This is a genomic window from Amycolatopsis keratiniphila, from assembly GCF_000400635.2.
Lineage (GTDB): Bacteria > Actinomycetota > Actinomycetes > Mycobacteriales > Pseudonocardiaceae > Amycolatopsis > Amycolatopsis keratiniphila.
On record NC_021252.1, the window covers coordinates 1,351,037 to 1,378,033 of the forward strand.

Annotated in this window: 26 protein-coding genes; 12 read left to right on the plus strand and 14 right to left on the minus strand. The window is 69.8% G+C overall.

Annotated features, from left to right (window positions below; genetic code table 11):
- Window positions 1-9 precede the first annotated feature (9 nt).
- The 4 genes from AORI_RS47600 to ribA are packed head-to-tail and all read left to right on the plus strand — an operon-like array spanning window position 10 to window position 3,855.
- A complete protein-coding gene (locus tag AORI_RS47600; protein WP_016331711.1) occupies window positions 10-408 on the plus strand; it encodes a 6-pyruvoyl trahydropterin synthase family protein in 399 nt (132 codons plus the stop codon).
- Entirely contained in the window at window positions 405-1,472 is a 1,068-nt protein-coding gene (locus AORI_RS47605; protein ID WP_016331712.1) for a glycosyltransferase family 4 protein, read from the plus strand. The genes AORI_RS47600 and AORI_RS47605 overlap by 4 nt, the downstream gene beginning before the upstream one ends.
- Complete coding sequence (locus AORI_RS47610) at window positions 1,469-2,287, plus strand: methyltransferase domain-containing protein (protein WP_016331713.1); 819 nt, start codon at window positions 1,469-1,471, stop codon at window positions 2,285-2,287. The genes AORI_RS47605 and AORI_RS47610 overlap by 4 nt, the downstream gene beginning before the upstream one ends.
- Window positions 2,284-3,855, plus strand: a complete 1,572-nt coding sequence (gene ribA / locus AORI_RS82770; protein ID WP_016331714.1) for a GTP cyclohydrolase II — start codon at window positions 2,284-2,286, stop codon at window positions 3,853-3,855. The genes AORI_RS47610 and ribA overlap by 4 nt, the downstream gene beginning before the upstream one ends.
- 429 nt (window positions 3,856-4,284) lie before the next feature.
- Here ribA and AORI_RS47620 read toward each other — a convergent pair whose 3' ends face one another.
- Entirely contained in the window at window positions 4,285-4,980 is a 696-nt protein-coding gene (locus tag AORI_RS47620) for a creatininase family protein (RefSeq protein WP_043848599.1), read from the minus strand.
- Between the two features lie 18 nt (window positions 4,981-4,998).
- Between AORI_RS47620 and AORI_RS47625 the strand changes: the two genes are divergently transcribed.
- From AORI_RS47625 to AORI_RS47635, 3 genes are all read left to right on the plus strand, one after another.
- Entirely contained in the window at window positions 4,999-5,787 is a 789-nt protein-coding gene (locus tag AORI_RS47625; protein WP_016331716.1) for an inositol monophosphatase family protein, read from the plus strand.
- Window positions 5,788-5,865: 78 nt separating this feature from the next.
- Window positions 5,866-6,960 (plus strand): glycosyltransferase family 4 protein, encoded by a 1,095-nt coding sequence (locus tag AORI_RS47630; RefSeq protein WP_016331717.1) that lies wholly within the window; start codon window positions 5,866-5,868, stop codon window positions 6,958-6,960.
- 55 nt (window positions 6,961-7,015) lie between these two features.
- Complete coding sequence (locus tag AORI_RS47635; RefSeq protein WP_016331718.1) at window positions 7,016-7,753, plus strand: GNAT family protein; 738 nt, start codon at window positions 7,016-7,018, stop codon at window positions 7,751-7,753.
- A gap of 5 nt (window positions 7,754-7,758) precedes the next feature.
- Here AORI_RS47635 and AORI_RS47640 read toward each other — a convergent pair whose 3' ends face one another.
- Window positions 7,759-8,052: a hypothetical protein gene (locus AORI_RS47640; RefSeq protein WP_016331719.1), complete on the minus strand. Its 294-nt coding sequence runs from the start codon at window positions 8,050-8,052 to the stop codon at window positions 7,759-7,761.
- Window positions 8,053-8,156: 104 nt separating this feature from the next.
- Here AORI_RS47640 and AORI_RS47645 point away from each other — a divergent pair, with 104 nt between their 5' ends.
- A complete protein-coding gene (locus AORI_RS47645; RefSeq protein ID WP_016331720.1) occupies window positions 8,157-9,020 on the plus strand; it encodes an NAD(P)-dependent oxidoreductase in 864 nt (287 codons plus the stop codon).
- Between the two features lie 117 nt (window positions 9,021-9,137).
- On the opposite strand, the gene AORI_RS47650 is transcribed toward AORI_RS47645, so the two are convergent.
- From AORI_RS47650 to AORI_RS47690, 9 genes are all read right to left on the minus strand, one after another.
- Window positions 9,138-10,100: an LLM class flavin-dependent oxidoreductase gene (locus AORI_RS47650; protein WP_016331721.1), complete on the minus strand. Its 963-nt coding sequence runs from the start codon at window positions 10,098-10,100 to the stop codon at window positions 9,138-9,140.
- Between the two features lie 15 nt (window positions 10,101-10,115).
- A complete protein-coding gene (locus AORI_RS47655) occupies window positions 10,116-12,017 on the minus strand; it encodes an elongation factor G (RefSeq protein ID WP_016331722.1) in 1,902 nt (633 codons plus the stop codon).
- Window positions 12,018-12,180: 163 nt separating this feature from the next.
- Window positions 12,181-13,623: a glycoside hydrolase family 3 protein gene (locus AORI_RS47660; protein ID WP_016331723.1), complete on the minus strand. Its 1,443-nt coding sequence runs from the start codon at window positions 13,621-13,623 to the stop codon at window positions 12,181-12,183.
- A 3-nt stretch (window positions 13,624-13,626) separates the two neighbouring features.
- Window positions 13,627-14,457: a carbohydrate ABC transporter permease gene (locus AORI_RS47665; RefSeq protein ID WP_016331724.1), complete on the minus strand. Its 831-nt coding sequence runs from the start codon at window positions 14,455-14,457 to the stop codon at window positions 13,627-13,629.
- Window positions 14,454-15,440, minus strand: coding sequence for a carbohydrate ABC transporter permease (locus AORI_RS47670; RefSeq protein WP_016331725.1), 987 nt, complete (start codon window positions 15,438-15,440; stop codon window positions 14,454-14,456). The genes AORI_RS47665 and AORI_RS47670 overlap by 4 nt, the downstream gene beginning before the upstream one ends.
- On the minus strand, window positions 15,437-16,729 hold the full coding sequence (locus AORI_RS47675; protein ID WP_016331726.1) for an extracellular solute-binding protein: 1,293 nt from the start codon (window positions 16,727-16,729) through the stop codon (window positions 15,437-15,439). The genes AORI_RS47670 and AORI_RS47675 overlap by 4 nt, the downstream gene beginning before the upstream one ends.
- Before the next feature lie 298 nt (window positions 16,730-17,027).
- Window positions 17,028-17,450 carry a DoxX family protein gene (locus tag AORI_RS47680; protein ID WP_016331727.1) on the minus strand — a complete coding sequence of 141 codons (423 nt, stop codon included), beginning with the start codon at window positions 17,448-17,450 and terminating at the stop codon, window positions 17,028-17,030.
- Window positions 17,451-17,785: 335 nt separating this feature from the next.
- Window positions 17,786-19,840: a hypothetical protein gene (locus tag AORI_RS47685; RefSeq protein WP_016331728.1), complete on the minus strand. Its 2,055-nt coding sequence runs from the start codon at window positions 19,838-19,840 to the stop codon at window positions 17,786-17,788.
- A 78-nt stretch (window positions 19,841-19,918) separates the two neighbouring features.
- Window positions 19,919-20,716, minus strand: a complete 798-nt coding sequence (locus tag AORI_RS47690; protein ID WP_016331729.1) for a thioesterase family protein — start codon at window positions 20,714-20,716, stop codon at window positions 19,919-19,921.
- A gap of 59 nt (window positions 20,717-20,775) precedes the next feature.
- On the opposite strand from AORI_RS47690, the gene AORI_RS47695 reads away from it, so the two are divergent.
- Complete coding sequence (locus AORI_RS47695) at window positions 20,776-21,471, plus strand: TetR/AcrR family transcriptional regulator (protein ID WP_016331730.1); 696 nt, start codon at window positions 20,776-20,778, stop codon at window positions 21,469-21,471.
- 9 nt (window positions 21,472-21,480) lie between these two features.
- Window positions 21,481-22,686 carry a PP2C family protein-serine/threonine phosphatase gene (locus AORI_RS47700; RefSeq protein WP_016331731.1) on the plus strand — a complete coding sequence of 402 codons (1,206 nt, stop codon included), beginning with the start codon at window positions 21,481-21,483 and terminating at the stop codon, window positions 22,684-22,686.
- Between the two features lies 1 nt (window position 22,687).
- On the opposite strand, the gene AORI_RS47705 is transcribed toward AORI_RS47700, so the two are convergent.
- Window positions 22,688-23,257 carry a YdeI/OmpD-associated family protein gene (locus AORI_RS47705; protein WP_016331732.1) on the minus strand — a complete coding sequence of 190 codons (570 nt, stop codon included), beginning with the start codon at window positions 23,255-23,257 and terminating at the stop codon, window positions 22,688-22,690.
- Between the two features lie 91 nt (window positions 23,258-23,348).
- Between AORI_RS47705 and AORI_RS47710 the strand changes: the two genes are divergently transcribed.
- Window positions 23,349-23,717, plus strand: coding sequence for an arsenate reductase family protein (locus AORI_RS47710; RefSeq protein WP_016331733.1), 369 nt, complete (start codon window positions 23,349-23,351; stop codon window positions 23,715-23,717).
- Here the strand turns inward: AORI_RS47710 and AORI_RS47715 are convergent.
- Window positions 23,698-24,879 (minus strand): MFS transporter, encoded by a 1,182-nt coding sequence (locus tag AORI_RS47715; protein ID WP_228688310.1) that lies wholly within the window; start codon window positions 24,877-24,879, stop codon window positions 23,698-23,700. The genes AORI_RS47710 and AORI_RS47715 overlap by 20 nt on opposite strands.
- 75 nt (window positions 24,880-24,954) lie before the next feature.
- Here AORI_RS47715 and AORI_RS47720 point away from each other — a divergent pair, with 75 nt between their 5' ends.
- Window positions 24,955-25,497 (plus strand): ArsR/SmtB family transcription factor, encoded by a 543-nt coding sequence (locus AORI_RS47720; RefSeq protein WP_016331735.1) that lies wholly within the window; start codon window positions 24,955-24,957, stop codon window positions 25,495-25,497.
- A 332-nt stretch (window positions 25,498-25,829) separates the two neighbouring features.
- On the opposite strand, the gene AORI_RS47725 is transcribed toward AORI_RS47720, so the two are convergent.
- A complete protein-coding gene (locus AORI_RS47725) occupies window positions 25,830-26,987 on the minus strand; it encodes an epoxide hydrolase family protein (RefSeq protein ID WP_016331736.1) in 1,158 nt (385 codons plus the stop codon).
- Between the last annotated feature and the right edge of the window lie 10 nt (window positions 26,988-26,997).

A 26,997-nucleotide genomic window follows, 5' to 3' on the forward strand; every position in this document is an offset into this window, starting at 1 on the left:
GGAGGTCCGTTGTTCAGTATCACCGTCCGCGACCACGTCATGGTGGCCCACAGCTTCCGCGGCGAGGTCTTCGGCCCAGCACAGCGACTGCACGGCGCGACCTTCCTGGTGGACGCGACGTTCCGCCGGTCCGAACTGGACGCCGACAACATCGTCGTCGACATCGGCAAGGCCACCGAAGAGCTCAAAGCGGTGCTCGCCGACCTGAACTACCGCAACCTCGACGACGTGCCCGAGTTCGCCGGGATCAACACCTCGACCGAGTTCCTCGCGAAGGTCATCGCGGACCGGCTCGCCGACCGCGTCCACTCGGGAGCGCTCGGTGAGGGCGCGCGCGGCCTCGAAGGGCTCACCGTCTCGCTGCACGAATCCCACGTCGCGTGGGCGAGCTACGAGCGTGCGCTGTGAGTGGCCTCCACGTCGTCCTGCCCAACGACATCGACGACGTGAGCGCGCCCAGCGGCGGCAACGTCTACGACCGCCGGCTGTGTGACGGCCTCGCCGCCGAAGCGGTGGAGGTCCGCGAAATCCCCGTGCGCGGGAACTGGCCGCGGCCCGACACCGAAGCGCGCAAGGTGCTGGCGCGCAAGCTGGCCGAGCTGCCCGACGGCGCCGCGGTGCTGCTCGACGGGCTGGTGGCCTGCGGGGTGCCTGAGGTGATCGCCCCCGCGGCGCGCCGGCTGTCGCTCGCGGTGCTGGTGCATTTGCCGCTGGCCGACGAGACGGGACTTTCGCCTTCGCTCGCCGCCGAACTGGACCGGCTGGAGCGGGAGACGCTCGGCGCGGTCGACGCCGTGGTCGCGACCAGCGACTGGGCGGCGCGACGGCTGATCGAGCACCACGACCTCGCCCCGCACCGTGTGCACGTGGTGCCGCCCGGGGTCGACAAGGCCGAAGTCGCTTCGGGGAGCCTGGACGGGACTCATCTGGTCTGCGTCGCCAACGTGACGCCGCGCAAGGGCCAGGGCTTGCTCGCGGACGCGTTGAAGTCGCTGAAGGACCTCCCATGGAGCTGTGAGTGCGTCGGCGCCATCCGTCGCGAGACCCGCTACGTCGAACGCCTGCGGCGGCACACACTCGGCGACCGGTTCACCCTCACCGGACCCCGGTCCGGCGAAGCGCTCGAAGCGACGTACGCGGCGGCAGACCTTCTCGTGCTGCCTTCGCGCGCGGAGACCTACGGCATGGTCGTCACCGAGGCGCTCGCGCGCGGCATCCCCGTGCTCACGACCGCCGTCGACGCCCTGCCGGACACACTCGGGCAGGCGCCCGACGGCAGTGTGCCCGGGATGCTCGTCCCCGGTGAGGACGTCAACGCGCTGGCCGCGGCCCTGCGCCGCTGGCTCACCGAACCTGACCTGCGTGACCGCCTTCGCGCCTCCGCACGCCTGCGCCGCGAGACGCTGACCGGCTGGGACGAGACGGCCCGCGGCGTCGCCGCCGTACTGCTGAGCGAACGGACGGCGGCATGACCAAGTACGCCCCCAGCTGGCTCCAGCTGCGTGAAGACGCCGACGCCGCCGCTCGCGCGACCGAGCTGATCGAGCCGGTGCGGTCCTTCTTGCCGGACCAGGACGAGGTCGTCATCCGGGATCTCGGCTGCGGCACCGGTTCGCTCGGCCGCTGGCTGGCCAGGCGGCTGCCCGGCCGCCAGCGCTGGATCCTGCACGACCGCGACCCGGACCTGCTCACCCACGCGCTGGCGCGCACCAGCCGTCCGGATCACGCTTTGGACGGAAGCGAGGTCACCGTCGTCACCGAACAGCGTGACATCACCGAGTTACGCGCCGACGACCTCGCCGGGACCTCGCTCGTGGCGGCGTCGGCGCTGCTCGACCTGCTCACCGCCGAGGAGATGTCCCGGCTGGCGGAGGCGTGCGTCGAGGCGCGCTGCGCGGTCCTGTTCACGCTGAGCGTTTCGGGCCGGGTCGTGCTTTCGCCCAAGGACAAGTTCGACATCGAGATCTCCGACGCCTTCAACGCGCATCAGCGCCGGGTGACCGGCGGCCGGTGGCTGCTCGGACCGGACGCGGTGGACGTCGCCTTCGGTGTTTTCGAACGTCTCGGCGCCACCGTGCGGCGTGCACCGAGCCCGTGGCGGCTCGGGGCGGATCAGGCCGCGCTGACCGCGGAATGGCTCACCGGCTGGGTCGGCGCCGCTTGCGAACAGCGGCCGGAACTCGCGGCGGACGGCGACTCCTACCTGCAGTGGCGGCTCGCGCAGTGCGCCGCCGGGGAGCTGAACGCGGTGATCCAGCACGAAGATCTCCTGGTGGTGCCCGCGTGAAACGGTTCTGGCCCTGGCTTCGGATCCTCGGCGCGCTCGCCATCCTCGGTGCGCTGGTCTGGCAGCTGGGCACCGGCGCGTTCCTGGCCGGGGTGCGCGAGGTCGACGCGGGCGGGATCGCCGCCGCGCTCGGGTTCGGTTTCGCCACCACGGTTTTCAGCGCTTGGCGCTGGCGCCTGGTCGCGCGGCGGCTCAGTCTCAAGCTTTCGCTGAGGAGTGCCGTCGGCGAGTACTACCGCGCGTTGTTCCTCAACGGGGTGCTGCCGGCGGGTGTCCTCGGCGACGTCAACCGCGCCGTTCAGCACGGGCGCGAGGCCGGTGACGTACCGCGCGGAGTCCGCGCGGTGGTGCTGGAACGCACAGCCGGGCAGATCGTGGTGATCGGCGCTTCGGTCGTCGTCGTGCTCAGCGCGCCTTCCGTGGTGCCGCCGCCGATCGACCGCGTGGTGACGGTCGCGGGGATCGCGGTGGTCGTGCTCGCGCTCGCGGCCGTCGTCACTGGGATGACGGCCGGGCGGCGATGGATCCACAGTGGATCGAAATGGCGCCGCGGGTTCGCCGTCTCCCTCGCCGACGTCCGGCTCGGCCTGCTGACCAAGGAGACCTGGCCCGGCGTGGGCCTGCTTTCGGTCGCCACCCTGGCCGGGCATCTCGCCCTGTTCGTCGTCGCCGCGCGCGCGGCGGGCGTCACCGCGCCGATCGGCGACCTGCTGCCGCTGATGATCCTCGCCCTGCTGGCGATGGGGCTGCCGCTGAACATCGGCGGGTGGGGCCCGCGCGAAGGCGTTTGCGCGCTGCTGTTCGGCGCCGCGGGTCTCGGTTCGGCGCAGGGCGTCACCGTGGCCGTCGTCTACGGCGTGCTCGCGCTCGTCTCCAGCCTTCCCGGTGCGGGCGTCCTGCTCGCGCGTTCTGTCAAGAGTCACCGAACAGTCAGGAGAAGCCCGATGACCGTCGAGAGGGTCGTGGAGACCAGACTGCCCACCCGGTACGGCGTATTCCGCGCGTACGGGTACCTGGACGCCGATGGCACCGAACAGATGGCGCTGGTGCACGGCGACGTCGCGACCTCGGGCACGCTGGCGCGGGTCCATTCGGAATGCCTCACCGGAGACGTGTTCAGTTCGATGCACTGCGAATGCGGCGACCAGCTGGCCGCCGCGCTGCGGGCGATCGTCGACGAGGGCGCCGGAATCCTCGTGTACGCCCAGGGGCACGAAGGACGCGGAATCGGCCTGCTCGCGAAGCTGAAAGCGATGCGGCTGCAGGACGAAGGGCTCGACACCGTCGAGGCGAACATCGCGCTCGGGCTGCCGGTGGACGCCCGCGACTACCGTGCCGCGGCGGAGATCCTGAACGATCTCGGCGTGCGGTCGGTGCGGCTGCTGTCCAACAACCCGGCGAAGGTCGACCAGCTGGAACAGCACGGCGTGCGAATCAGCGAGCGGGTGCCGCTGCTGGTCACGCCGAACGACGAGAACCTGCGGTACCTGCGGACCAAACAGGAACGGATGCACCATTTCCTGCCGCATCTGGACGCTGTCGAGCCGGTGGGTGCGGCGGGGAGCTGAAGGGGACTTTCCCCGCGTCTCACGCGGTGAAGGGCGCTTTCATCGCATGGGGCGGGCGAGCCCAAGGCAGCCGCCACAGACATTTCGCGGCGATCACGTGTCCGGAGTGGTAAAGAGGGTTATTGAGGGGTAAGGCAACGTGTCGTGGTCGCGGACGGGTCGATGATGGGGTGAAGGCTCCCTTCGCGCCGGTCACTCACCCGCCGCGGTCACTTCGCCGCCGGCGCCTGTGTCGCGAAAGCCCGCAAGTACCCCTTCCTCACCCTCACGGCAGACAGGAGGTCTTCACGGACCGGCGGAGCGCGGCACACCCACGCCACCTTTGCCTTACCGCGCACTAGAACGACCCGGAACACTCACGACCCGCTGTACCGACGGCCCACCCGCCCGAACAGGCGAACAGCAGCATGACCCACGGGGAAAGTCCCTTCAGCCGAGCACGGCCAAGGTGTCCCCGAAGCTCTCCACCAGTGACGCCAGCACCAGCCGCCCCTTCTCCGCCGTCGCCAGCGAAGGCCGCCCGACCACACCGGATTCCGCGTACGGGCGCAGACCCACCGTGAGCAGGTGCCGCCGGTCGTCGGCGAGGTGATCCGCCTCGGTGAAACCGGGCCGGACCAGCGAAGGATGCGCGTGGAGCAGGATGGACGTCTCCAGCTCGCCGGCGTGCATGTCGCTGTCCAGTGACGTTTCCAGCCCGGCCGCGTCGTGTGCGGCCTGCCAGCCTTCGACGCCGGGGAAGAGCGCCATCGGCGACGTCGATTCCTGGACCACGTTGGACAGGACGTAGTTGCCGCCGTGCGCGTTCACCAGCACCAGCTTCGGCACGCCGGACCGGCGCAGCGAGGCGGCGACGTCGTTCACCACGGCGTACAGCGTCGCGGCGGAAATGCTGACCGTGCCCGGCCAATCCGCGTGTTCGTGGGAGCAGCCGATGGTGATCGGCGGGAGCCGCAGCACCGGATACGCCGCGGCGAGGGCGTCGGCGATCGTCGTCGCGATCACCGCGTCGGTGGCGAGCGGGAGGTGCGCGCCGTGCTGTTCGAAACTGCCGACGGGCAGCACCGCGACCTCGGCGCCGCGGGCGCTTTCGTCGGCCGTCGTGGCCGTCGGGAACAGGTTCACGCGGGCTACGGTACCCACATGACCGACCACGCCGCAGTGTTGTCCGTTGCCCGCGAGGCCGTCGCCAAGGCGACCGGGATCATCCGCTCGATGACGTCGTTTTCCGTTGCCGCCAAAGGTGATCGTGACATGGTGACCGACGTCGACCTCGCCGTCGAGGACGCCGTCCGCGAGTTCCTGGCGCGCGAGACCCCGGAGATCGGCATCCTCGGCGAGGAGCGCGGGCATGAGGGCGACGAGGACCTGTGGTGGGCGCTCGACCCGGTCGACGGCACGGCGAACTTCGCGCGGGGGATTCCGCTGTGCGGCGTCTCGCTCGGGCTCGTCGACGGTCTGAAGAGCACGGTCGCGGCGATCTCCCTGCCGTTCCTCGACGTCACCTACACCGCTGTGGAGGGCCAAGGCGCGTACGCGGGCGAAGAACGTCTTACGGCGTCGAAAGCGACAAAGCTGTCCGACGCGATCGTGAGCATCGGCGATTTCGCGGTCGGCGAGGGCGCGGAGGTCAAGAACCGCGTCCGGATGGCGTTGCTGGCGGAACTCGGCGGCCGGGTGCAGCGGGTGCGCTTCCTCGGCTCCGCGGCGATCGACCTGGCCTGGGTCGCGGACGGCAAACTCGACGCGAGTGTCATCCTCGCCAACAAACCGTGGGACACGATGGCGGGGGTCCTGCTGGTGCGCGAGGCCGGGGGAGTGGTCGTCGACATCGACGGCGGCGATCACACGGTGCGTTCGGCGGCCACCATCGCGGTCGGGGCCGGGCTGCGGGACGAGATCGTCGCGGCCCTCGCGCGCGTGCGCGGCTGAGATTTCTCGCTCCGGATGTGAACCGACCGGGCGCCGTATCCGTGTCTCCAGATAAGGCGCCCGCATCTGGAGGTAACCGTGTTCACCTCGAATGTCCGCGTGACCGAACCGGTCGTCTTCGTCCTGCCGGGCGAAACGGAGGACGTCAGCGGTGAATACGACCGCCGGATGTGCCAGAACCTCCCGGCCACCGGCCTTCCCCTGCTGGAACTGCCGATCGCCGGGGAATGGCCGATGCCGGGGCCGCTGTCCCGGTCGAGACTGGCCCGTTCGCTCGCCGCGCTGCCCGACGACACCGTCGTCCTGATCGACGGCACGGTCGCCTGCGGGGTCCCGGAGATCGTCGTCCCGCACGCGCGGCGGCTCCGGCTGGCCGTCCTGGTGCACCGGCCGCTCGCCGACGATCCCGCGCTCGATCCGGCGCAGGCCGCCGAACTCGACGCCTGCGAACGGGAGACCCTGCGGCTGACCGGGATGATCGTCGCCACCGGGCCGTGGCTCGCCCGGCAGCTGATCGACCGCCATGACCTCGATCCGACCCGCGTCTACGTGGCGACACCCGGTACGGACGCGGCGCCGCTCGCCGCCGGGGCCGACGGCGTCTCGCGGCTGCTGTGTCTCGCGCCCATGACCGCGCGTCACGGCCAGGACGTGCTCATCCGGGCGCTTTCGATGGTCGACGAACTGGCGTTCAAATGCGTGTTCGCCGGTGCGACGCACCACGATCCCGCGTACGTCGACGAACTGCGCTGGACGGTCGAACGGCTCGGGCTCGGTTCGCGGATCAGCCTCATCCAGCCGCCGGAGGACCTCGACCTGGTCTACGACGGCGCGGATCTGCTCGTCCTGCCCGCCCGCGGCGGCACGTCCGGACTGGTCGTCGCCGAGGCGCTGGCGCGCGGGATCCCCGTGGTGGCCACGGAAACCGCCGGCGCGCACGACGCGCTCGGCACCGCGCCCGGCGGCGGTGTGCCCGGCATGCTGGTGCCGCCGAACAACCCTTCGGCACTCGCGGCGGCGTTGCTGCGGTGGTCGCTCGACGCGGAACTCCGCCATTCGCTGCGGACGTCGGCGCTCGCGCGCAGCAGCGTCCTCGAGGAATGGGACGTCGCCGCGGGCAGGCTCACCGACGTCCTCTCCCGGTTGCAGGCGGCGCCGCGTCAGCCGGTTTGATCATCGCCCGGAAGCAGCTATCGGCGGAGATCACCGGCTCGGTTGACTGGGCGGCATGCGAATCGTCGACCTTGCGTCCCGTCCCGATCTCCTCGATGCCGCGCTGAACCTCGGCGACGTCGGCGGTGAGTTCATCTACGCCGGGTTCAGCGGCAAGATGATCACGCCGGACCGGTTCCTGCGCCACTGGTCCCGGTATTTCCTGATCGCGCTGGACGACGACGGGGCGCCGATCGCGCGGGCCCTGTCGGTCCCGCTGACCTATCCGGCCGAAGACCGCCAGGAGCTGCCGTCGCACGGGTGGGACGAGGCGATCCAGTGGGCCGCGCAGGACCTCATGGACGGCCGCGCGCCGGACACCCTCTGCGCCCTCGAAGTCGTTGTGGCGCCGCGAATGCGCGGGACCGGCCTGTCCACGCCGATGCTCAAGGCGCTGAAGGCGCGCGCGGCCGAGACCGGGCTGAAGCGGTTGATCGTCTCCGTGCGCCCGATCGGCAAGGAGGACGAACCCGGCGTGCTCATGGAGGACTACGCCCTCCGGCGGCGCGAGGACGGGCTGTTCGCCGACCGCTGGCTGCGCACCCACGAACGGCTCGGCGCGCGGATGATCAAGGTGTGCCCGTTCGCGGTGACCATCTCGGGCTCGATCGCGGACTGGAAGGAGTGGAGCGGCGTCGACCTCGTCGACGGCGACAACGTGATCCCCGGCGGGATCGCGCCGGTGCACGCGGACATCGAGCGGGACTGCGGGGTGTACGTGGAGGCGAACGTGTGGATGGAGCACCCGTTCTGATCGGTTCAGTCTTCGCGGCGGCGGAAATGCTCGCCGTCGAAGACCATCTCGAGTGGCGGGAGCCGGATGGCGGGCCGCCAGCCGGCGCGGAAGGCGTCGTGAATGGCGCGGCGGACCTGCGTCTGAGTCGGCAGGAAGGCGTGGTGGTACGGGTCGAGGACGAGGATCTGGCCGTCGGTGCCGTCTTCCTTGACGCGGATCGCGCGCGTCGTCCGTTCCCAGTCGGCGTCGAGGTGCCAGAGGAACGTCTGGCCGTCGCGAAGCGAGACTCGACGGGTGTCCTTCTCGGGCCAGGCCATCGTGCTCGCTCCTCGTCGTCGCGTCGCGGGGCATTCCTCGCGATTTCCGCCGCAATCGTCGCACCGGGTCCGGTGTCGTCCTCCCGTGCAGCAGAGTGGAGCCCATGGACCTCGAACGAGTCGGCTTCGCCGGGCTGGGCAGCATGGGCGAGCCGATGGCACGGAACCTGGTGCGGGCCGGGATCCCGGTGCTCCGGTGGAACCGCACGCCGGGCAAGGGCGACCAGGTGGCCGACGTCGCCGACCTGTTCGCGCGCTGCGACGTCGTGATCCTGATGCTCAAGGACGCGGACGCCGTCGACGCCGTGCTCGGACGCGGTGGGCCCGAATTCGCCGGGCGGGTGGCGGGCCGCACGATCGTCCACATGGGAACGACGGCGCCGGGCCATTCCCGTGCGCTGGAGGCGGACCTCGTCGCGGCGGGGGCGAAGTACGTGGAGGCGCCGGTTTCGGGTTCGCGTGTCCCGGCGGAGGCGGGGGAGCTGGTCGCGATGCTCGCGGGCGACCCCGCCGTGGTCGAGGAGGTCCGGGAACTGTTCGGGCCGATGTGCCGGGAAACCGTGTACTGCGGGCCGGTCCCGAACGGGCTCCTGATGAAGCTGGCGGTCAACGTGCACCTGACCGCGGTCGTGACTTCGCTGGCCGAGACGGTGCACTTCGCCCGGGCGCACGGGCTGGATCTCGGCCTGCTCGCCGACGTGCTCGGCGCGGGGCAGCTCGCCAGCCCGATCCTGCGGGTCAAGGCGCCGAAGCTGGTCGAAGAGGACTTCGCGCCGCAGGCCTCGATCGCGAACGTGCTGGCCAACGTCGAGCTGATCGCGGCGGCGGCTGGGGAAGCGGGCCTGGAGCTGCCGCTGATCTCGGCGTCCCGCGCCCTCTACGCCGAGACCGCGCGGCTCGGTCTCGGCGAGGAGGACATGGTCGCCGTGATCAGGGCGCTCGACTCCCGCCCGCATCCAGAGGACTAAACGCGGTCGCTCGGGTGTTGTGAAGGGGACTTTCGCCGCATCAGATGTGGGGAAAGTCCCCTTCACCCCAGGCGCCGCCGCCCCCTGACCGCATTCAGAGGACGAATGCGGAGGGGGTCAGCCGCGCAGGGCCGAGGCGATCCGGCCCGCAGCGGCGAAGGACTCCTCTTCCGGCTCCCCGAGCAGGGGGAGCAGGATGACCGACTCGGTCCCGGCCGCGTACAGGGCGCGGATCTGCTCGACGCACCGGTCGAGCGGGCCGCTGATGCTCAGCCTGTCGATCCACTCGGGCCGCAACCGCCGGGCCAGGTCTTGGCGGTCGGTAGCGGCCTTCACCTCGGCCAATAGTTCGGCGCCGAAGTCCAGCGGCTCCAGCGCCGGACCGGAGTTCGGCCCGATCGCGGAAGCGACGTCGGACCGGGCGCGTTCGCGGGCCCGATCCTGATCGGCGTCGAGGGCCAGCCAGTTGTAGGCGGCGATCGAATGGCCTTCGACGCCGATCAGGTCCCGCGTCGCGCGGACGTACTCCGGGGTCGCCGGTTCGGCCAGGAGCGTCCCGTCGGCGACCCGGCCCGCCGCCGCGAGCGACTTCGGGCCGCGGACACCGGCGACGAGCTTCGGCGGCAGCGCGGGCGGGAATTCCAGTTCGACCTCGTCGAGCCGGACGTGCTTGCCCTCGAAGGAAACCCGCTCACCCGCCAGCAGCCGCCGGATGACCGTGAGCGTCTCCTCGAACGCGGCGAGCGCCGACTTCGGCCACGCGTCGATCTGCCGCATCCAGCTCGGTACCCCGTGCCCGAATCCGGCGATCAGCCGTCCCGGGTACAGCTCCGCCATCGCCGCGATCTCCATCGCCGCGATGGCCGGGTTCCTCGCCACGGCGGGCATGATCCCGATGCCGAGCGTGATCTTCTCGGTCGCCGCCAGCACCGCCGACGCCGTCGCGATCCCGCCCGCGTAAAAGCAGTCCTCGACGATCCAGACCTCGTCCAAGCCTTCCTGCTCCGCGCGCTGGGCAAGACTCTTCAGCCGGGCGGCGGGCAGCTCGCGCGGGATCCTGACCCCGAGCCGTGAAACCATGACGTTCTCCGTTCTTCAGACGCGCCGCAGCACGCGTAGCAGGTATTCCTTGCGGTTCAACGGGTTGTGATCGGTCCTCGATCGCGACGGCACCGCTCCCCGGACGGGCCGGTAGCCGTGGAACGCCGTCTCCAGCACACCCTCCCCTCGGGTCGCCGAGGGCAGGAGCTGGTGCACCTCATGGGTTTTCGCCGCCGGGATCTCGCCTTCGATCTCGGCCGTCCCGCCCTTTGTGAGCGTCGTCCGCGGGACGGCGCGTGCCCGCGCGAGCAGCGCGGTCACCGGGCCGAGCGTGTCGGCCGGAGTCTGGAGGGTGAACCGGTGCAGGGGTTCGTGCACGGTCGTCCCGGCCTCGCGCAGCGCCGCCATCAGCACCAGCGGCGTCAGATCGCGGAAATCGCCCGCGGTACTGGACATGCTCTTGTCGAAGGTGCCGTGGGCGTGGCTTTGCCTGGCGTAATAGCCGGAATGCGTCATCGTCACCGCGCAGTCGCGCACCTCCCAGCCGTGAATGCCTTCGCGCAGCGTCTTCCTCACCGTGTCCTCCACGGCTTTGACGAAGGAGTACGGCATCGAGCCGAGTTCGACCTCCAGGTGGAACGAGATCCCGCTCCCGGGTTCGACGCGCAGTCCGACCGTGGCCAGAAAGGGATTCGACGACGTGCCGATGAGCTCGGCGGCCGACCCGTTGCCGCGGAGGCGTTCGACGCAGATCGTGGTCGTCTCGCTGAACGTGACGTCGACGCCGTACTCGTCCGCGAGCGTCGCCTGTATGACCTCCTTCTGCACTTCTCCGTACAGCGAAACGGAAGTCTCCTGGCGGACCTCGTCGTGCCGCAGGCCGATCAGCGGATCCTGTTCGGTCAGCCGGGTGAGTGCCTGGTGCAGCGGTCCGCGATCGGCCGGGCGCACCGGCGAGACGACGGTTTCCAGCGTCGGCGGCGAGAACCGCGCTTCCCGCATCGGCGGCCGCGCTCCGAGTACGTCCCCGATCCGGACGTCGAGCCCTGAAATCTTCGCGATCCGCCCGGCGCCGGCCGACGCCGACGGTACGGCCCCGCCGTGGTCGAAAACGCTGATCGCGGTGACCTTTCCTTCGTCGTCACCGAGCGGGACCTTGTCGCGTACGGAGACGCTGCCGGAGAACAGCCGCACGTAGGCGATCTTCTCGCCGCCCGGCGCGCGCTCGACCTTGAACACCGTGCCGGACAACGGCGCGTGGACGTCGGCTTCCTTGGCGGGCAACAGGTTCTCGATGCCGTCGCGGAGCGCGTCGATCCCGGTGCCGGTGATCGCGGACCCGAAGTAGACGGGATGCGCGCGACCTTCGGCGACTTTCGCGGTGAGCTCGGCACGCAGCCGCGACGGCGTGAACGCGTCCGGGGCGGTGAGGTATTCGGTGAGGAAGTCCTCGTCGAGCGTCGCCAGCAGATCGATCACCCGATCGGGAGCCATCGTGACGGCCGTTGGCGTGAGTTTCTCGGTGATCTCCCGGAAAACGCGTTCCGGATCGGCGCCGCGGCGGTCCAGTTTGTTCACGAACAGCAGCACCGGGATGCCCAGCCGCCGCAAGGTCCGCATCAGGACACGGGTCTGGGCTTGGACGCCTTCGACCGCCGACAGCACCAGGACCGCGCCGTCGAGAACGCCGAGCGCGCGTTCGACCTCGGCGATGAAATCGGGGTGGCCGGGGGTGTCGATCAGGTTGACGGTGACGTCGCCGAGGGCGAACGACACCACGGCCGCCTTGATGGTGATGCCGCGGGCGCGTTCGAGCGCCAGGGTGTCGGTCTGCGTGCTGCCGTCGTCGACGCTGCCCGGCTCGCCGATGATCCCGGCGGTGTGCAACAGCCGCTCGGTCAGGCTCGTCTTCCCGGCGTCAACATGCGCCAGAATCCCCAGATTGAGGGTTTTCACGAGTGGTCTCGTCCTTGAGGTAGGCGGGAATTACCTGATGGAAGGACGTGGTCACTCGCAAGACGATCATCTCCTAGGCCGGGAACCGATCCCCAGGACTACAACACCCCCGCCTTGGCCCCGCAACCGAATAACGCGCGTGAAGGGGGCCTTCACGCGCAAATCAGGCCAGGTACTCCGCGGCGGCGCGGAGGCTGACATAGGACCCGCTGAACGTGTCGATCCGCGGGCCGTCGGTCTCCGGGCCCGGAACGCCGGTCTCGACCCGGATGTAGTCCACGCCTGCCTCACGCAGCCAGCCGAGGAATTCGCGGACCTCCGGGTGCCGGTGCGCCTCGCGCGTCACCACCACGAGATCGCGGGCGCCGTGGACGGCCTCGATCGCGGTCGAGATCCCGTCCGCGCCGACCTTGAGCGCCCGGGTGCCGGGCACGAGCTCGGTCAGATGCGAGCCGAGCCCCCACGGCATCGGGCCTGCCGCGATGATCGGCTCGGTCTCGATGTCGATCACCAGCGGCGGGCCGTCCAGCTTCGGCGAACCCTGGATCCGCAACGCCTTGCGCGCCGCCTCCAGGCCGAGCCGGTGATCCACCGGAGAGATCGGCGTCGACACCGGGGGAGTGCCGAGCGCGGCGACCCGCTCCGACGCCTCCACCAGCCGCTCCAGCGGCAGCTCACCGGACTCGACGGCGGCCGCGATGACCGCCGCGATCCGGTTCAGCTCGTCCTCTTCGAACGACACCCCGCCGAGGCACAGCGCGTCGGCTCCGGCGATCAGCGCCCGCACCGACGCCCGTCCGACGCCCTCGGTCTTGCCGAGTTCGCCCGCGACGGCGCCCATGTCCAGCGCGTCGGTGATGACCGCGCCGGTGAAGCCGAGCTCGCCGCGCAGGACGTCGGTGAGCGCCTTCGGATTGAGCGTCGCGGGCAGCTCACCCCACGCGGGCACGACGAGGTGCCCGGTCATCACCGCGCGCACCCCCGCCGCGATCGCCGCCTTGAACGGGACGAGTTCGATCTCGTGCAGTTCCGCCTCGGTCCGGGGCAGCACCGGCAGCGCGTGGTGCGAATCGTCCGTCGCCGCCCCGTGCCCGGGGAAATGCTTGGCCGACGCGGCCACGCCGTACTTCTGCAGCCCGGTGATGAACGCCGCCACATGCGGCGACGCCTTCACCGGATCCGAACCGAACGCCCGGACCCCGATCGAGGGATCCTCCGCCGCCAGCGTGAGATCCGCGCACGGGGCGAAACTGATCGTCACCCCGCACGCGGCCAGCCGCTCGCCGAGCGCCGCCGCGACCGAGGTCGTCAGCTCGACGTCGTCCGCGGCGCCGAGTGCGAGTGGCCCCGGCACGAACGAGCCGGTGGCGACGTCGAGCCGCGTGACGTCACCGCCCTCCTCGTCGATGCCGACGAGGACGTCGGGCCGTTCCGCCCGCAGCTGCGCGCTCAGCGCGGCCACCTGCTCGTCGTCGACCACGTTGCGGCCGAACAGGATCGCGCCGCCGAGACCGTCCGCCACCTTGCGGCGCAGCCAATCCGGCGCGGTGGTGCCGTCGAAGCCCGGTACGAGAACGGAAGCGGCGAGCTTTTCCGGTGAAGACAAGGATTACCCCTTCACTGCGCCTGCGGTCAGGTTGGACACGAGCTTGCGCTGGACGATGATGAAGAACACCAGCGCGGGCACGGCGTAGATCACCGACGCCGCCATGATGCCGCCCCAGTCCACGGAGAACGCCGTCCGGAACGACGAGAGCCACACCGGCAGCGTCTGCTTGTTCTGGTCGCGCATGAACACGAACGCGAACAGGAACTCGTTCCACGCGGTGATGAAGCTGAACACCGAGGTGGTCACCAGTCCGGGCGCGAGCAGCGGCAGCGTCACCCGGCGGAAGGCACCTGCCCGGCTGCATCCGTCGATCATCGCGGCTTCTTCGAGGTCGTACGGGATGCCGTTGACGAAGCCGTAGAGCATCCAGCACGTGAAGGGCAGCGTCGCCGCGAAGTACACCAGCAGCAGCGAAGGCAGCTGGTTGAGCAGCCCGGCGTCGCGCATCAGCAGGTACATCGGGATCAGCAGCGCTTCGAACGGCGCCAGCTGGGCGACGAGCACCAGCAGCAGGAACCCCTTGCGTCCACGGAAACGCATACGGGACAAGGGAACCGCGGCCAGCACCCCCGCGACGAGCGAGCACAGCACCGCGCCGAGCGTGACGATCAGGCTGTTGGCGAGGTAGGTGGTGAAACCGGGTTTCGTCAGCGCCGAGACGAAGTTCTCGAACGTCACCGAAAGCGGGACGAGGTCGTAGTCCGGGGACAGGACCTGGCCCGGGGTCTTCAGCGACGAGGTGAACATCCAGTACGTCGGGAAGACGAACAGCAGGGCGACGACCACGCCGAGCGTGCCGAGGCCGATCCGCTGGGTCAGGGACTTCCTCATGACAGGTCGGCCTCCTTCGTGCGCACCAGCAGCTGGACGTACCGGGCGGTGAGCAGGATCAGCACGAGCATCATCAGCAGGGCGGCGGTGGCCGCCAGGCCGAAGTGGTTGCCCGCGAGGCCCTTGAGGTACATGTAGACCGGCAGCGTCGTGCTGGCGCCGTCCGGTCCGCCTTGACGGATCGCCCACACCTGGGCGAACAACTTGAAGTCCCACAGCACCGACAGGAACGTGACCATGGTCAGGATCGGCCGGATCGCCGGCCAGCTGACCGCCCAGAACGCCTGCCAGGCGTTGGCGCCGTCGATACCCGCGGCCTCGTACTGCTCCTTGGGGACGCCGAGGAGCCCGGCGTAGAGCGTGAACGCCACGAACGGCACGGCCTGCCAGACCACCAGGATCCCGATGACGGTGAGCGTGCTCGGGCCGGTGGAGAACCAGGAATGCCCGATGAAGCTCTCGAAACCGAGTTTCGCGAGCGTCTTGTTCAAAATGCCGTACTGCTGGTCGAAGATCCACTGGAACACCGTGGTCGTCGCGACCACCGGGGTCGCCCACGCGAGGATCAGCGCGACCTGCACGATCACCCGGACCACCGGGTTGAGATGCCGCATCAGCACCGCCATGAGCAGCGCGAGCAGCAGGGTGAGGAGCACGACCGACGCGGTGAACACCAGCGTCCGGACGGTGATCTCCCAGAACTCCGAATCGGACAGGATCTCGGAGAAGTTCTCGAATCCGATCCAGACCATCTCCCCGGAGACCAGCTCACGGAGATCGAGCTTGCGGAGACTGATCCCGATCAGCTGCAGCGTCGGCCAGCCCAGCAGGACCAGGATCGCGACCAGTGCGGGAAGGATCAGCAGGTACGGCGCCGTCCGCTCGCCGAGGCGGAGGCGCCGGTTGGACTTCGGGGGTTTGATGCGCGGCGATGCCGGCGGGGTGGCCCCCGCCGGCATCGTCACATCTTTCGTCGTGGTCATCCGCCGATGAGCTTGTCGAGCGCTGCGTTGGCGTCGGCGGTCGCCTGGTCGAGCGTCTTCGTTCCGGTCAGGTAGGCGGTCAGCATGTCCTTGATCGGGTTCTGACCGGACTCGACGTCACCCCACTTGGGGCTGGTCGGCACGGCGCGGCCGTTCTTGGAAGCCTCGGCCATCACCTTGGTGAGCGGGTTCGCGTCGAGCGCGGACACGTCGGTCGAGGTACCGGGGACGTAACCGGCCTTGGCCAGCTCGGTCTGGTACTTCGGGGTGGAGAACAGCTTGACGTAGTCCTTCGCCGCGGCCGCGTTCTTGCTGTTGGCCGGGATGACCAGGTTCGAGCCGCCCAGGAAGACCGGGGCCGACTTGTCGGCGGTCTTGCCCGGGATCGCGAAGGCGCCCGACTTCTCCTTGATCTTCGGGTCGGTCTTCGCCGCGGTGTCGACCTCACCCGGGACACCGATCATCATCGCGACCTTGCCCGCGCCGTAGATGCCGGCCTGCTGCGGGGTGGCCTCGTCGGCGTCCTTCGGGGCCTTGGTGCCCGAAGCGTCGGTGAGCTGCTTGTAGAACTCGAGCCCGGCCTTCGCCTGCGGGGAGTCCAGGGTCGACTTGAAGGACTTGCCGTTGGCCTGGGCGATGTCGCCGCCCTCGTCCCAGATGTAGGACAGCAGCTCGTACCAATTCTGGCCGGGGTGGTAGAGGGCCTGGAACTCGGGGTCGCTGCCGAACTTGGCCTTGAGCTTGGTGATCGCGTCGAGCCACTCCGCGCGCGTCTTCGGCGTCGCGGTGATGCCCGCCTGCTCGAACATGTCCTTGCGGTAGATGACCTCGCGGTTGGCCGCGTAGAACGGGACGCCGTAGGTCTTGCCGTCGAACTCGCCCGAAGCCTTGAGGCCCTGCAGCCACTGCGCGCCGTTGAAGTCGTTCACGCTCGACGTGAGGTCGGCGAGCACGCCCTGGTTCGCGAACGCGGGGGTCTGGGTGTTGCCCAGCTCGATCACGTCCGGCGGGTTGTCACTGGCCAGCGCGGTGGTCAGCTTCTGCTGGATGCCGTTCCACTGCTGGATCTCGTACTTGACCTTGACGCCGGGGTGCGCGTCTTCGAATTCCTTGTGGAGCGAGTTCGTCAGTGCTTCCGGGGCGGTCCCCGTCATGAGCCAGACCGTGAGCGAGCCGTTCGAGGCCGCAGCGCTCGAATTCGTGCTGTCGCCACTGCCGGAACCGGCGCAGCCCGCCGTCGCGAGGGTGATGGCGGCGGCGCCCGCAGCCATCTTGAGCCAGCGCTTCACTCGTGCCGTCCTTTCGATGCCCGGCCACCATGCCGAGCTCCCACAAAATGGTGTAGACCAATGCGGGCAGCGTGGTACGTACCACTCCGACTGTCAAGCGGGTGGCCGGTTCGTTGTAAACGAGCCGCAATCTTTAACCTTGAGTGAGCGGATGATCACGCTGATGATCGGATTTCGGCATGCTCGTCAGCGCCTCGCGAGGCGGGCTGACATGCGGTTTTTCTTTGTCCGTCCCGGTGATCGGGGCATTCGGCGGGCGACCTTTGCGCCGTTCGGTGTAAGGGTGGCGCGCGTTCGCCTAGCGGTCGTCCTCGTCGTCTTCGGGCGGCTGGATCCCGAGCAGCGCGCGCGTCTGATCCTGGAGGAACCAGGCCAGCGTCGCGCAGACGATCAGCAGGATCAGCGGGAGGACCGGGCCCCCGTTGGCGAGGATGAACAGTTCCGTGACGCTCGCGCCCACCATGACGCCCGCCAGCAGCAGCGCCGACGGCCCGCCGAAGCGGGGGATCAGCAGGCCGATCGCGCCGGCGACCTCGAGCACGCCGGTGACGTACCGGAGCCACTGCCCGAGCCCGATCTCGGCGAAGGTCTGTTCGGTGTGGCCGCCCGCGAACAGCAGGTAGCCGCTGTAAAGGAACTCGGCGGCGAGCGCGATGCGCACGACCCACAGCAGGATCGAGCCGATGGACAGGCTTCGGGTACCGCTGGCTCCTCCGGTCATGCCGGGGATCTTTCTCCTGGTGAACGGGGCAGGCAAGCCGCGTAGTCGGTCCAGGTGGTCGTGAGTGGCGATTCGGGTTAGGACCAACCGTGTCCTGAGTACCTACTGGCGATCTCGCGTGACTGGATGGACGACTCACGTGATCCGACGGACGACACGCGTGTCTGAACGGACGACTCACGACGAAAGCTTCGCCGCGAGCGTGTCGTCCATCTGATCACGGGTGTCGTCCGCCCAATCACGCGAAGCCGCCGTCTCGGTACAGGTGGTCGTGAGTGGCGATTCGGGTTCTAACCCGAATCGCCACTCACGACCCACTGGACCGAGACGGCACGTCACTTCTGGTCGCCGAGCAGTATCTGTTCGAGCAACAGGTCGACGTCGCGGGCGGATTCGGCTTCGCCTATCCGGTGGAACGTTTCGGCGGCGCGGAGCGCGCGGCGGGCGGCCTCGCGGACCCGGCCGGCGGCGCTGAGCACGTGGGCGGCGACGTGGTCGAGCTGCGCGACGAGATGCTCCCTGGCGGGCACGGTTTCGGTTTCCACGGCGTGCACAGCGGTTTCCGCGGCGTCGAGCGCGCTCAGCGCCGCGTCGACGTCGCCGGACCGCAGCCGGGAAAGCGTCGCGGCGTTGCGGCAGGTGGCGGCCACGTACCCGCCGCCGATCGCCAAGGCCGCGTCGGCGGCCCGCGCGTAGAAGTCGGCGGCGTTGGCGCCGTAGCCGAGCAGATCGAGCTGTTCGGCGGCGGCCATGCTCACCGAGATGTAGGAGTGCCCGGTGTCGCCCGAATCGTGGAGTATTTCGGCGAGGACGGCGTATTCGTTGAAGGCGCGGGAAGATTCGCCGAGCGCGCGGTAGCTGTCGGCGTACATCCACCGGCAGCGGTGACCCCAGTCCGGTGACGCGGCGAGCAGAGCGATGGCGCGGGGCGCGACGTCGAGCACCTCGTCGTAGCGGCCGGCGCCGTGCAGTGCGGTGACGAGGACGTACCAATGTTCCGCGGTGTCCTTGCCTTGCGACGCGGAGACACCGAGAGACGCGTAGGCGTCGTCGACGGCTTCGGCGAACCTGCCGGTGCCGATCAGCGACAACGCCCGGAGGTGGCGGAGATGTCCGCGCAACCGTTCCGGGCCGCCCACAGGCAGCGTCGCCAGCATGTGCTCCACGAAGACGTCCAATTCGTCGAGCGATCCCGTGCGCTCGTAAGCGATCCGGACCTGTTCGACCGCCTCGACGGCCTTCTCGCCGACGTTCCCGACGATGAAGGCGTCCGTCGCCGACCGCGCGAGTTCCAGTGTGGTCACCGGATCCTCGCCGTCGCCGTTGCGCAACGACGCTTCGAGACACAGAAGAGTCCCGAGGAGCAAGGGATCACCCACCGCGCCGGCCCGCTCGGCGCCCCGCCGCAAGGCCTCGTACGCCTCGGAAGTGCGGCCCTGTCCGGAGAGCACGTGCGCCAGCCAGTATTCGCCCCAGCAGGCGGCGCGTTCGTCCGTCCCGGCGCGCAAGCGGGACGCGGCCACCGTCGTCAGCGCCACCCCGGTCTCGGCCTGATCGTCGAAAACGAGCCACAGGCCGAGCCAGCACTGGTTGAGCAGGAAGCGGATTTCGTCGCCCTGGCGCCGGAATCCGGCGGCGGCGTCGCGCAGCCGCTTCTCGGTGTCCTCACCTTGGAAGAAGATCGCGCGCAGTTCGCTCAGCCGAGGGGCGATTTCGTCCGGGACGCCTTCGATCGCGTCGAGACAGGCTCGCGCCTCCTCCGGTTCGCACCGGTGATTGTGGATCTCCGCCCGGATGACGAGTTCCTCCGCGGACAGTCCGGGCGGCGGCAGGACCGGCACCCGGGGGAGCGCCGAGGGCAGGAGCGGGACGAATTCCGCGACCGGTTTCGCGGCCATCTTCCGTTCGGCGTAGCCGGTGAAGTAGCCGGAGTGCTCGCGTCCGTCGAGTTCTTCGGCTTCGACGAAGGCCGCCGCCCGCATCCGCTCGTGCAGCCTGCTCAGGGAGACGCCGTCGTACGGGCCGTTGAGGACAAACGGGATCTCGCCGTATCCGGTTTCCGTCAACCGGCGGGTGAGCAGCGCCGCCGAGGCGAAGAACTCCAGCCTGCCGACGGCGTCCGAATGGTCGCCGACACCGTCCAAAAGCGACAGAAGATCGAGACCGGTGTGCTCGTTGCCGGTGAGGGCGCAGAATTCCAGCCGCAGCGCGTGATCGCCGTACCGGAGCGGGTCGCCGGACGAGGCCCTGCTCACCCAGCGATAGGTCGACGCGGCCTCGGCGTACTTGCCGGCGGCGGCCAGCGGCACCAGGGTCCGGCAAAGCCGGGTGATCTCGGCTCCGCCGGAGCCGGAGTCGTTCTCGCCCGCGCGACGTGGTTCCACTTCCATGGTCCTGCCCCCAGAACTATGACGTCGAAGCCGGATCTTAGCTCCCGGCGCCGCGTCATGAACCCGCTTTCGGGTGGTTCAGGGGAGACGGACGGCGGCGATCTGGGTCGCCTGCCCGATGAGCCGGTTCTTTTCGTCCCAAAGCTCCGCGACCTCGTCCATCCGGTCGCCGCCGAGTTCGCCCGCGCGCATCCGCACCCGCACCGGACCCGGCGCCGGGAGCCCGCGCAGGTACGCGGTGAACTGGACGGTCGGCGCCCAGCCCGCGATGCCGAGGTCGTAGGAGATCGGCGGTACCGGGTCGAGCGCGACGAGCAGGCTCACCGGATCCCAGTCGCTGCCGTCGGCGAGCCGCAGCCAGGACGAGATGACGCCTTTCCGGGACGGCTGTCCCACCGCGAAACCCGCCGCGGCCGGGTCGAGGCGCTGCTCGACGACGTCCATCAGGCCGATGCGGAAGCCGCCGCCGCCGTCGGCGGGCACGGGCAGGCAGTCCTGCTCCGGCGGGATCTCGACCGGGTCCACTCCGGACCACCACGCGTCGCCCTCGGTCAGGACGCCTTGGGTGATGAGCGCTTCGGTGCAGGGCGCGCCGCCCTGGCTCAGCCGGGCGCGCAGCTGGGTGAGGCCGCGGCCCTCGCGCAGCACCTCGACCTCCACGACCGCGGGGCCGGGCTCGGGGGCCACCGAGAACGAGCCGCTGATCGCGGTCAGATGCGGATGCGACGACACCTCGGCGGCCGCCTTGGCGAGTACGGCGAGGAGATAGCCGCCGTGCAGCTTCGTCCCGATCGTCCACTGTGGATCGAGCTCGGTGTCGAAGACCGGGTCGCCGCCTCGGCGGCGGAGGGCGGTCGCGGTCCGGAAATGCGCCATACCGCCAAGCTGACACCGTCAAGTTGACGGTGTCAAGTCAATGCTGGCAGCATCACGGCATGGGCGCGAAGCGGACGAAGGCGCGGCCGGGTGAAGGGGACAGGCTGCGCGGCGAGATCCTGTCCGCCGCCGACGCCCTGCTCGGCGAGGCGGGCACCGACGAGGCGCTGACGTTGCGGGCCGTCGCGCGCCGCACCGGCGTTTCCACGCCGTCGGTCTACGCGCATTTCCCCAGCCGGGACGCCTTGCTGGAGGCGGTCTGCCTGCGGGTGTGGGACGAACTCGCGCACCGCATGCGCGAGCACGCCGTCGAGGTCGCCGATCCGATGCGCGCGCTCAGCCGCCGCGCACGCGTGTACGCCCGGTTCGCCCTCGACCATCCGGTGCAGTACCGCGTGCTCCTGATGCGTCCCTCCGGCGGTTCGTCGCCCGGCGCGGTCGCCTGCTTCCGGTATCTCGCCGACGCGACCGCCGCCTGCGTACGGGCCGGGATCCTGCACGGCGAACCGGAGGTCCTCGCGATGGGCCTCTGGTCGGCGATGCACGGTTGCGTGAGCCTGCTGATCGCCCAGCCGGGGTTCGACTGGGCGGAGGAGCCGGAGGTGTTGATCGACGGCGTCATCCGGATGGCCGGGCTCGGCACGGCGCTCGCCTGCCGGGTCCCGCGGGACGCCATTCCGCCGAGTGCCGTACTGGCGGCTGACCTCGACGGACTGGCGGCGGGCTGGGCGGTGGCCACCGACCGGGCTGGCTAGGCTCTGCGCATGCCCGAGACCCCGACCGCCGCCGACCGGCTCCAGGTGCTCGAAGCCATCACCGACACGGAGCTGGGGCACCTCGGCCAGGACAAGGTGATGGCCACGATCCTGGCGCGCGTACGCGAGGTGCTCGGCGTCGACACCGCCACGGTGCTCCGGCACGACCCGGCGGCCCAGCAGCTGCTGGCGATCGCCGCTTCCGGGATCGAGGAAGAGGTCTACCAGGACGTGCGGGTGCCCGTCGGTGCCGGTTTCGCGGGCAAGGTCGCCGCGCAGCGCCGTCCGGTGATCATCGACCACGTCGACGAGACCACGGTGGTGAACTCGCTCCTGTGGGAACGGGGGCTGAGCACGCTGCTCGGCGTGCCGATGGTCGCGGGCGACGAACTGATCGGGGTCCTGCACGTCGGGTCGCTGACGCCCAGGGAGTTCTCCGCGACCGACATCGAACTGCTGCAGCTGGTGGCCGCGCGGCTCGCGCTGGCGGCGCAGATCGAACTCTCGTCGACCGATCGCGCGGCCGCGGCCGCGCTGCAGCGGAGCCTGGTGCCCGCGCGGCTGCCCGCCGTCCCGGGAATCCAGTTCTCCGCGCGGTACGTCCCGGGTACCGAACCCGGGGTCGGCGGTGACTGGTACGACCTGTTCGCGCTGCCGGGTGGACGGCTCGGCATCGTGATGGGCGACGTCGCCGGGCACGGCCTCAACGCCGCCGTGATCATGGGACGGCTGCGCAGCGCGCTTCGCGCCTACGCGCTCGAATCGGACGACCCGGCGGAAGTACTGTCCAAATTGGACAGGAAGGTGCAGCATTTCGAGCCGGGTTCGCTGGCCACCGTCGTGTACGGATTGGTGACGGCTTCGCGCGACAGCATGGCGATCTCACTGGCCGGGCATCTGCCGCCGGTGCTCGCGCCGCCCGGCGGGCCGTCGGTGTTCGTCGACGCGCCGGTCGATCCGCCGATCGGGGTCACCGGGCCGGGGCGCCGAAGAACTGTCGTCGAACTGCCGGCCGGTGCCGTGCTCGCCTTCTACACCGACGGTCTCGTCGAGCGCCGGGACCAGCTGATCGACGTCGGCCTGCAGCGGCTCGCGGGCGTGATCTCCGCGGACCAGCCCGATGTGGTCTGCGCGCGCGTAATGGCCGCGCTCGTCGGCAACATCCCGGCGCAGGACGACATCGCCCTCCTCGTCGCCCGGTGCGAACCGAACTGAGTCACCGGACCGGGTGATTCGCGCGGACGTTCACGGCCGCGAGTTCGACGGTCTTGGCGATCCGCCGCTCCCGGGTCTCCGGCTTCTTCGCCGTCAGGATCCATTCCAGGATCAGCCGCTTCGACGACGGCGGGAACTTCTCGAAGTGGGTGCGGGCGTCGTCGTCGGCGTCGAGCCGGGCGCGCAGGTCCTCCGGGACGCCGTCGCCGTCCGGCACGACCTGCCAACGGCCCTTCGCCTTGGCGAGGTCGATCATCGCCTGACCGCGTTCGGTCATCAGCCCTCCGGCGATCAGGCGCGCGGCCCGCTCGCGGTTGACCCGGCTCCACGTGCTCCGGGGGTTGCGCGGGGTGAACCGCAGCCGCGAGCTGGTGGCGTCGTTCTTGCGGTGCAGCCCGTCGATCCAGCCGAAGCACAGCGCCTGCTCCATCGCCTCTTCGATCCGGACGCTGGGGACGCCGCTGTCCTTGTGCCGGATGACCAGCCAGACCTCCTTTTCGGTCCCGGCGTTCTCGGCGAGCCAGGCACGCCACTCGGCGGGGGAGGCGGCGCTGAAGGTGGTCTCGTCCATGGCCGGGGTTCCTTTCGTCGTAATGTCTGTGACCATCATCGGAAGCAAAGTGCTCATCGAGTGAGTACTTTTCGAAGGGAGGTGGTCCCGGATGGAGATCTGGGTGAACCCGGCGTGTTCCAAATGCCGGTCCGCGGTTTCGATGCTGGACGAGGCGGGGGCCGAGTACACCGTGCGGAAGTACCTCGAGGAGCCGCCGACGGCGAAGGAACTGAAGGTCGTCCTCAAGCGGCTCGGACTCGAGCCGTGGGACATCACCCGCACCGCCGAGCCGATCGCGAAGGAACTCGAACTCAAGACGTGGGGGCGCACTCCCGTCGACCGTGAGCGGTGGATCGAGGCGCTGGCGACGCATCCGAAGCTGATCCAGCGGCCGATCATCACCGCCGACGACGGCACGACCGTGGTCGGGCGGACCCCGGAGGCCGTTCAGTCGGTGCTCACCACTCGCGAGGGGTGAGCAGCGACAGCGCCAGGATCACCGCCGCCGCCCCCGCGAACACCGGCCGCAGCCCGAAGACCTCCGCGAGCAGCCCGGCCGCCGCAGCGCCCAGCGGTTTGGTCCCCCAGGCGACGAGCCGGTGGCCGCTGGTGGCCCGGCCCAGCAGGTGGTCCGGGATGATCCGCTGCCGCAGCGAAACGACGATCACGTTCCACAGCACGACCCCGGCCCCGCCGAGGAAGAACACCGCGCCGATCACGTACGGATCCGTGGTCACCGCGGGAATCCCGGCGAAGGCGGCGCCGGTGAGCAGGCTGAGCACCAGCGCGCGGGAGCGGCCGAGCGCGAGTTCGATCCGCTCGGCCGCGAACGACCCCGCGAGACTGCCGAGGGCGATGACCGCGAGCAGGAATCCGTAGGCCTGTTCGGACAGTCCCATCGCCGACGACGGGCCCACCGCGTACAGCACGAAGAGCGTGATCACGGCGCTCGTGGCGAGGTTGAACCCGCCGACCATGACCGCCAGGATCCGGAGAATCCGGTTCTCCCAAAGGAAACGCAGGCCCTCGACCAGATCTTCGCGCACGCTCGTGCTCCGCGGCCGATCGGCGCGGAACGTGCCGGGGACGAAGAAGAGCGCGGCGAGCGCGACGATCCAGAGCGCCGAGGGCGCCGCGAACGCGACGGAAGCGCCGGCGGCGACGAGGAAACCGCCCAGTGGCGGGCCGGCGAATTCGTTGGCGGTGAGTTCGGCGGCGTAGAGACGGCTGTTGGCCCGCGTCAGCCGGTCGCGGCCGACGATCTGCGGGAGGATCGCCTGCGCGGCCGTGTCGTGGACCGTTTCGGCGATCCCGAGCCCCAGCGCGACGACGTAGAGCAGCCAGATCGACCCGGATCCCAGCGCGATCGCCGCCGCGAGCACGGCGACGAGCGCCGCGCGGACCAGATTCGCGGCGAGCATCGCGCGGCGGCGGTCGACGCGGTCGGCGAGTACCCCGGCGTGCAGGGCGAACACCAGCCACGGCAAGGAGGACACGGCCGCCAGCCCCGCGACCAGCGACGGCGACCGGGTGAACTGGACGGCCACCAGGCCGAGCGCGACCTTGACGATCCCGTCGGCCAGATTCGACAGCCCCGACGAACTCCACAGCCGCCGATAGGCGGTCCCCAGTGAGGTCACCGATCGAGGATCGCACATCGATTGAGAAAACTCCATCGATGTCTGCCTTCTCCATCGGTCGGCTACGCTGCGCCCATGGACGATCAGGTCGCCGCGAGGGTCGCGGACAGGCGGCGCGAAGCGACCGCGCGGGAGGCCAAGGCGCTCGGTCATCCCTTGCGGCTGCGGATCCTCCGGCTCTGCGGCGAGCGGGAGCTGACCAACAAGGAACTCGCCGACCGGCTCGGCAAGGACCCCGGCACGGTGCTCTATCACGTGCGGCAACTCGTCGAGGCCGGCCTGCTGGAGCAGGCCCCGGTGCGCACCGGGGCGAGCGGCGCGCTCGAAAAGCCCTATCGCGGTGCCGGCAAGACCTGGTGGCTGGACGGGCCGTTGAACGGCGAGGACGAAGACACCCGGTTCGGGCCGATCGAGGCCTTCCAGGACGAACTCCGCGAGGCCGGGCCCGGTTCGGTGCGGGTGGTCGAGCGGTTCGCGCTGCATCTCTCGCCGGAAGAGGCCACCGAACTCGACAACCGCATCCTCGACATCCTCGACGAGTACGTGGCGACCGACGGGCAGCGGCTCGACCGGCCGCTGCTGAACGGGATCTTCCTGTTGCACCGCATGGCCGAGTGACCTCGTGAGTGGCCGAAGTCCGTGAAGGCCTCCTTGCCTACTCTGAAGGTAGTGAAGGAGGCCTTCACTACCTTCAGAGATCGCGCGTGAAGGGCCCTTCCCTCGGCTCAGCCGAGGAAACTCGACCTTCACACCTCCCCCAAGTACATGAAGGCCCCCTTCCTTACGCCAGGCGCAAGGAAGGGGGCCTTCATGTACTTCACGGACTGGTGTGGCGTGAGCGAAGGCGTGACTCGCGTGATCAGGGACGTGACTCGCGTGATTGGAGGCCGCACTCATGTGTTTCGCCTCTGATCACGCGAGTTCCGCCTTCGATCACGTGAGTGCGTTGCTCAGGAGAGCTTGCGGAAGAACGCCCGGAGGTCCCCCACGAGCAGGTCCGGCGCGTCCTGCGTCGCCCAGTGGCTGCCGCGGTCGAATTCCTGCCACGAAACGATGTTCGCGTGGTCCCGCTCGGCGAAGCGCCGCAGCGGCCGGAAGTCGTAGGCGAAGCTGGCCAGCCCGGTCGGCGCGGTCGTCGGCTCGGCCGGGTGCTCGCTGTGCTTGTCCTCGTAGTAGAACCGCGCCGCCGAAGCCGCGGTGTTGGTGAGCCAGTACAGCGTGGCGTTGGTGAGCACGTGGTCGTCGCTCGTGGCCGACAGCAGCTGCGCGCTCCAGGCCAGCTGCCCGGTCGGCGAGTCGGCCAGCGCGTGCGCGAGGTTCTGCGGCGCGCTCTCCTGGAGTTTCGCGTAGCCGGACATGTCGTCGTTGAAGGACTGGAGGAACTGCAGGTACTCCAGTTCCTTCTCGGTCATGCCCTCGAACTCCGCCGGGTCACCGCTCGGGAACGAGAACAGCTGCGTGACGTGCACGCCGAGGACGTGCTCGGCGTCGACGCGGCCGACCTCGGGGGCGACGAACGAACCGGCGTCGTTCCCGTGCGTGCCATAGCGTTCGTAGCCGAGGCGGTGCATCAGCTCGGCCCAGGCCCGAGCCGTGCGGTACCGGTTCCAGCCCTTCTCGCGCGTCGGGCCGGAGAAGCCGAACCCGGGCAGGGACGGGATGACCACGTGGAACGCGTCCGCCGGGTCGCCCCCGTGGGAGCGCGGGTCGGTCAACTGGTCGATCAGATCGAGGTATTCGAAGACCGAGTTCGGCCAGCCGTGGGTGAGGATCAGCGGCGTCGCGTCCGGCTCCGGCGAGCGGACGTGCAGGAAATGGATGTTCTGCCCGTCGATCTCCGTGGTGAACTGCGGGTACTCGTTGAGCTTCGCCTCCCACTTCCGCCAGTCGTAGCCCTCGCGCCAGTACGAGACGAGCCGTCGCACGTACTCCAGGGGCACGCCGTACTCCCAGCCCGGCGTGACCGGTCCGCGCTGCACCCCGTCGGTCACCTGGTCGGCGGGCAGCTCGTTCGCCCAGCGGACGCGGGCCAGACGGTCGGCGAGGTCGTCCAGTTCGGCCTGCGGGACCTCGACGCGGAAGGGCTTGATCTCGGTGTTTTCGCTCATGAGACCAAGG

What these genes read in the sequence shown, in the direction of transcription:
- AORI_RS47610 (WP_016331713.1), top strand. Translation starts at nt 1,469, where the DNA reads ATGACCAAGTACGCCCCCAGCTGGCTCCAGCTGCGTGAAGACGCCGAC.
- AORI_RS47645 (WP_016331720.1), top strand. Translation starts at nt 8,157, where the DNA reads ATGGACCTCGAACGAGTCGGCTTCGCCGGGCTGGGCAGCATGGGCGAG.
- AORI_RS47685 (WP_016331728.1), bottom strand. Translation starts at nt 19,840, where the DNA reads ATGGAAGTGGAACCACGTCGCGCGGGCGAGAACGACTCCGGCTCCGGC.
- AORI_RS47705 (WP_016331732.1), bottom strand. Translation starts at nt 23,257, where the DNA reads ATGGACGAGACCACCTTCAGCGCCGCCTCCCCCGCCGAGTGGCGTGCC.
- AORI_RS47690 (WP_016331729.1), bottom strand. Translation starts at nt 20,716, where the DNA reads ATGGCGCATTTCCGGACCGCGACCGCCCTCCGCCGCCGAGGCGGCGAC.
- AORI_RS47665 (WP_016331724.1), bottom strand. Translation starts at nt 14,457, where the DNA reads ATGAGGAAGTCCCTGACCCAGCGGATCGGCCTCGGCACGCTCGGCGTG.
- AORI_RS47720 (WP_016331735.1), top strand. Translation starts at nt 24,955, where the DNA reads ATGGACGATCAGGTCGCCGCGAGGGTCGCGGACAGGCGGCGCGAAGCG.
- AORI_RS47710 (WP_016331733.1), top strand. Translation starts at nt 23,349, where the DNA reads ATGGAGATCTGGGTGAACCCGGCGTGTTCCAAATGCCGGTCCGCGGTT.
- AORI_RS47650 (WP_016331721.1), bottom strand. Translation starts at nt 10,100, where the DNA reads ATGGTTTCACGGCTCGGGGTCAGGATCCCGCGCGAGCTGCCCGCCGCC.
- AORI_RS47695 (WP_016331730.1), top strand. Translation starts at nt 20,776, where the DNA reads ATGGGCGCGAAGCGGACGAAGGCGCGGCCGGGTGAAGGGGACAGGCTG.
- AORI_RS47640 (WP_016331719.1), bottom strand. Translation starts at nt 8,052, where the DNA reads ATGGCCTGGCCCGAGAAGGACACCCGTCGAGTCTCGCTTCGCGACGGC.
- AORI_RS47635 (WP_016331718.1), top strand. Translation starts at nt 7,016, where the DNA reads ATGCGAATCGTCGACCTTGCGTCCCGTCCCGATCTCCTCGATGCCGCG.
- AORI_RS47625 (WP_016331716.1), top strand. Translation starts at nt 4,999, where the DNA reads ATGACCGACCACGCCGCAGTGTTGTCCGTTGCCCGCGAGGCCGTCGCC.
- AORI_RS47670 (WP_016331725.1), bottom strand. Translation starts at nt 15,440, where the DNA reads ATGACCACGACGAAAGATGTGACGATGCCGGCGGGGGCCACCCCGCCG.
- AORI_RS47725 (WP_016331736.1), bottom strand. Translation starts at nt 26,987, where the DNA reads ATGAGCGAAAACACCGAGATCAAGCCCTTCCGCGTCGAGGTCCCGCAG.
- AORI_RS47700 (WP_016331731.1), top strand. Translation starts at nt 21,481, where the DNA reads ATGCCCGAGACCCCGACCGCCGCCGACCGGCTCCAGGTGCTCGAAGCC.
- AORI_RS47680 (WP_016331727.1), bottom strand. Translation starts at nt 17,450, where the DNA reads ATGACCGGAGGAGCCAGCGGTACCCGAAGCCTGTCCATCGGCTCGATC.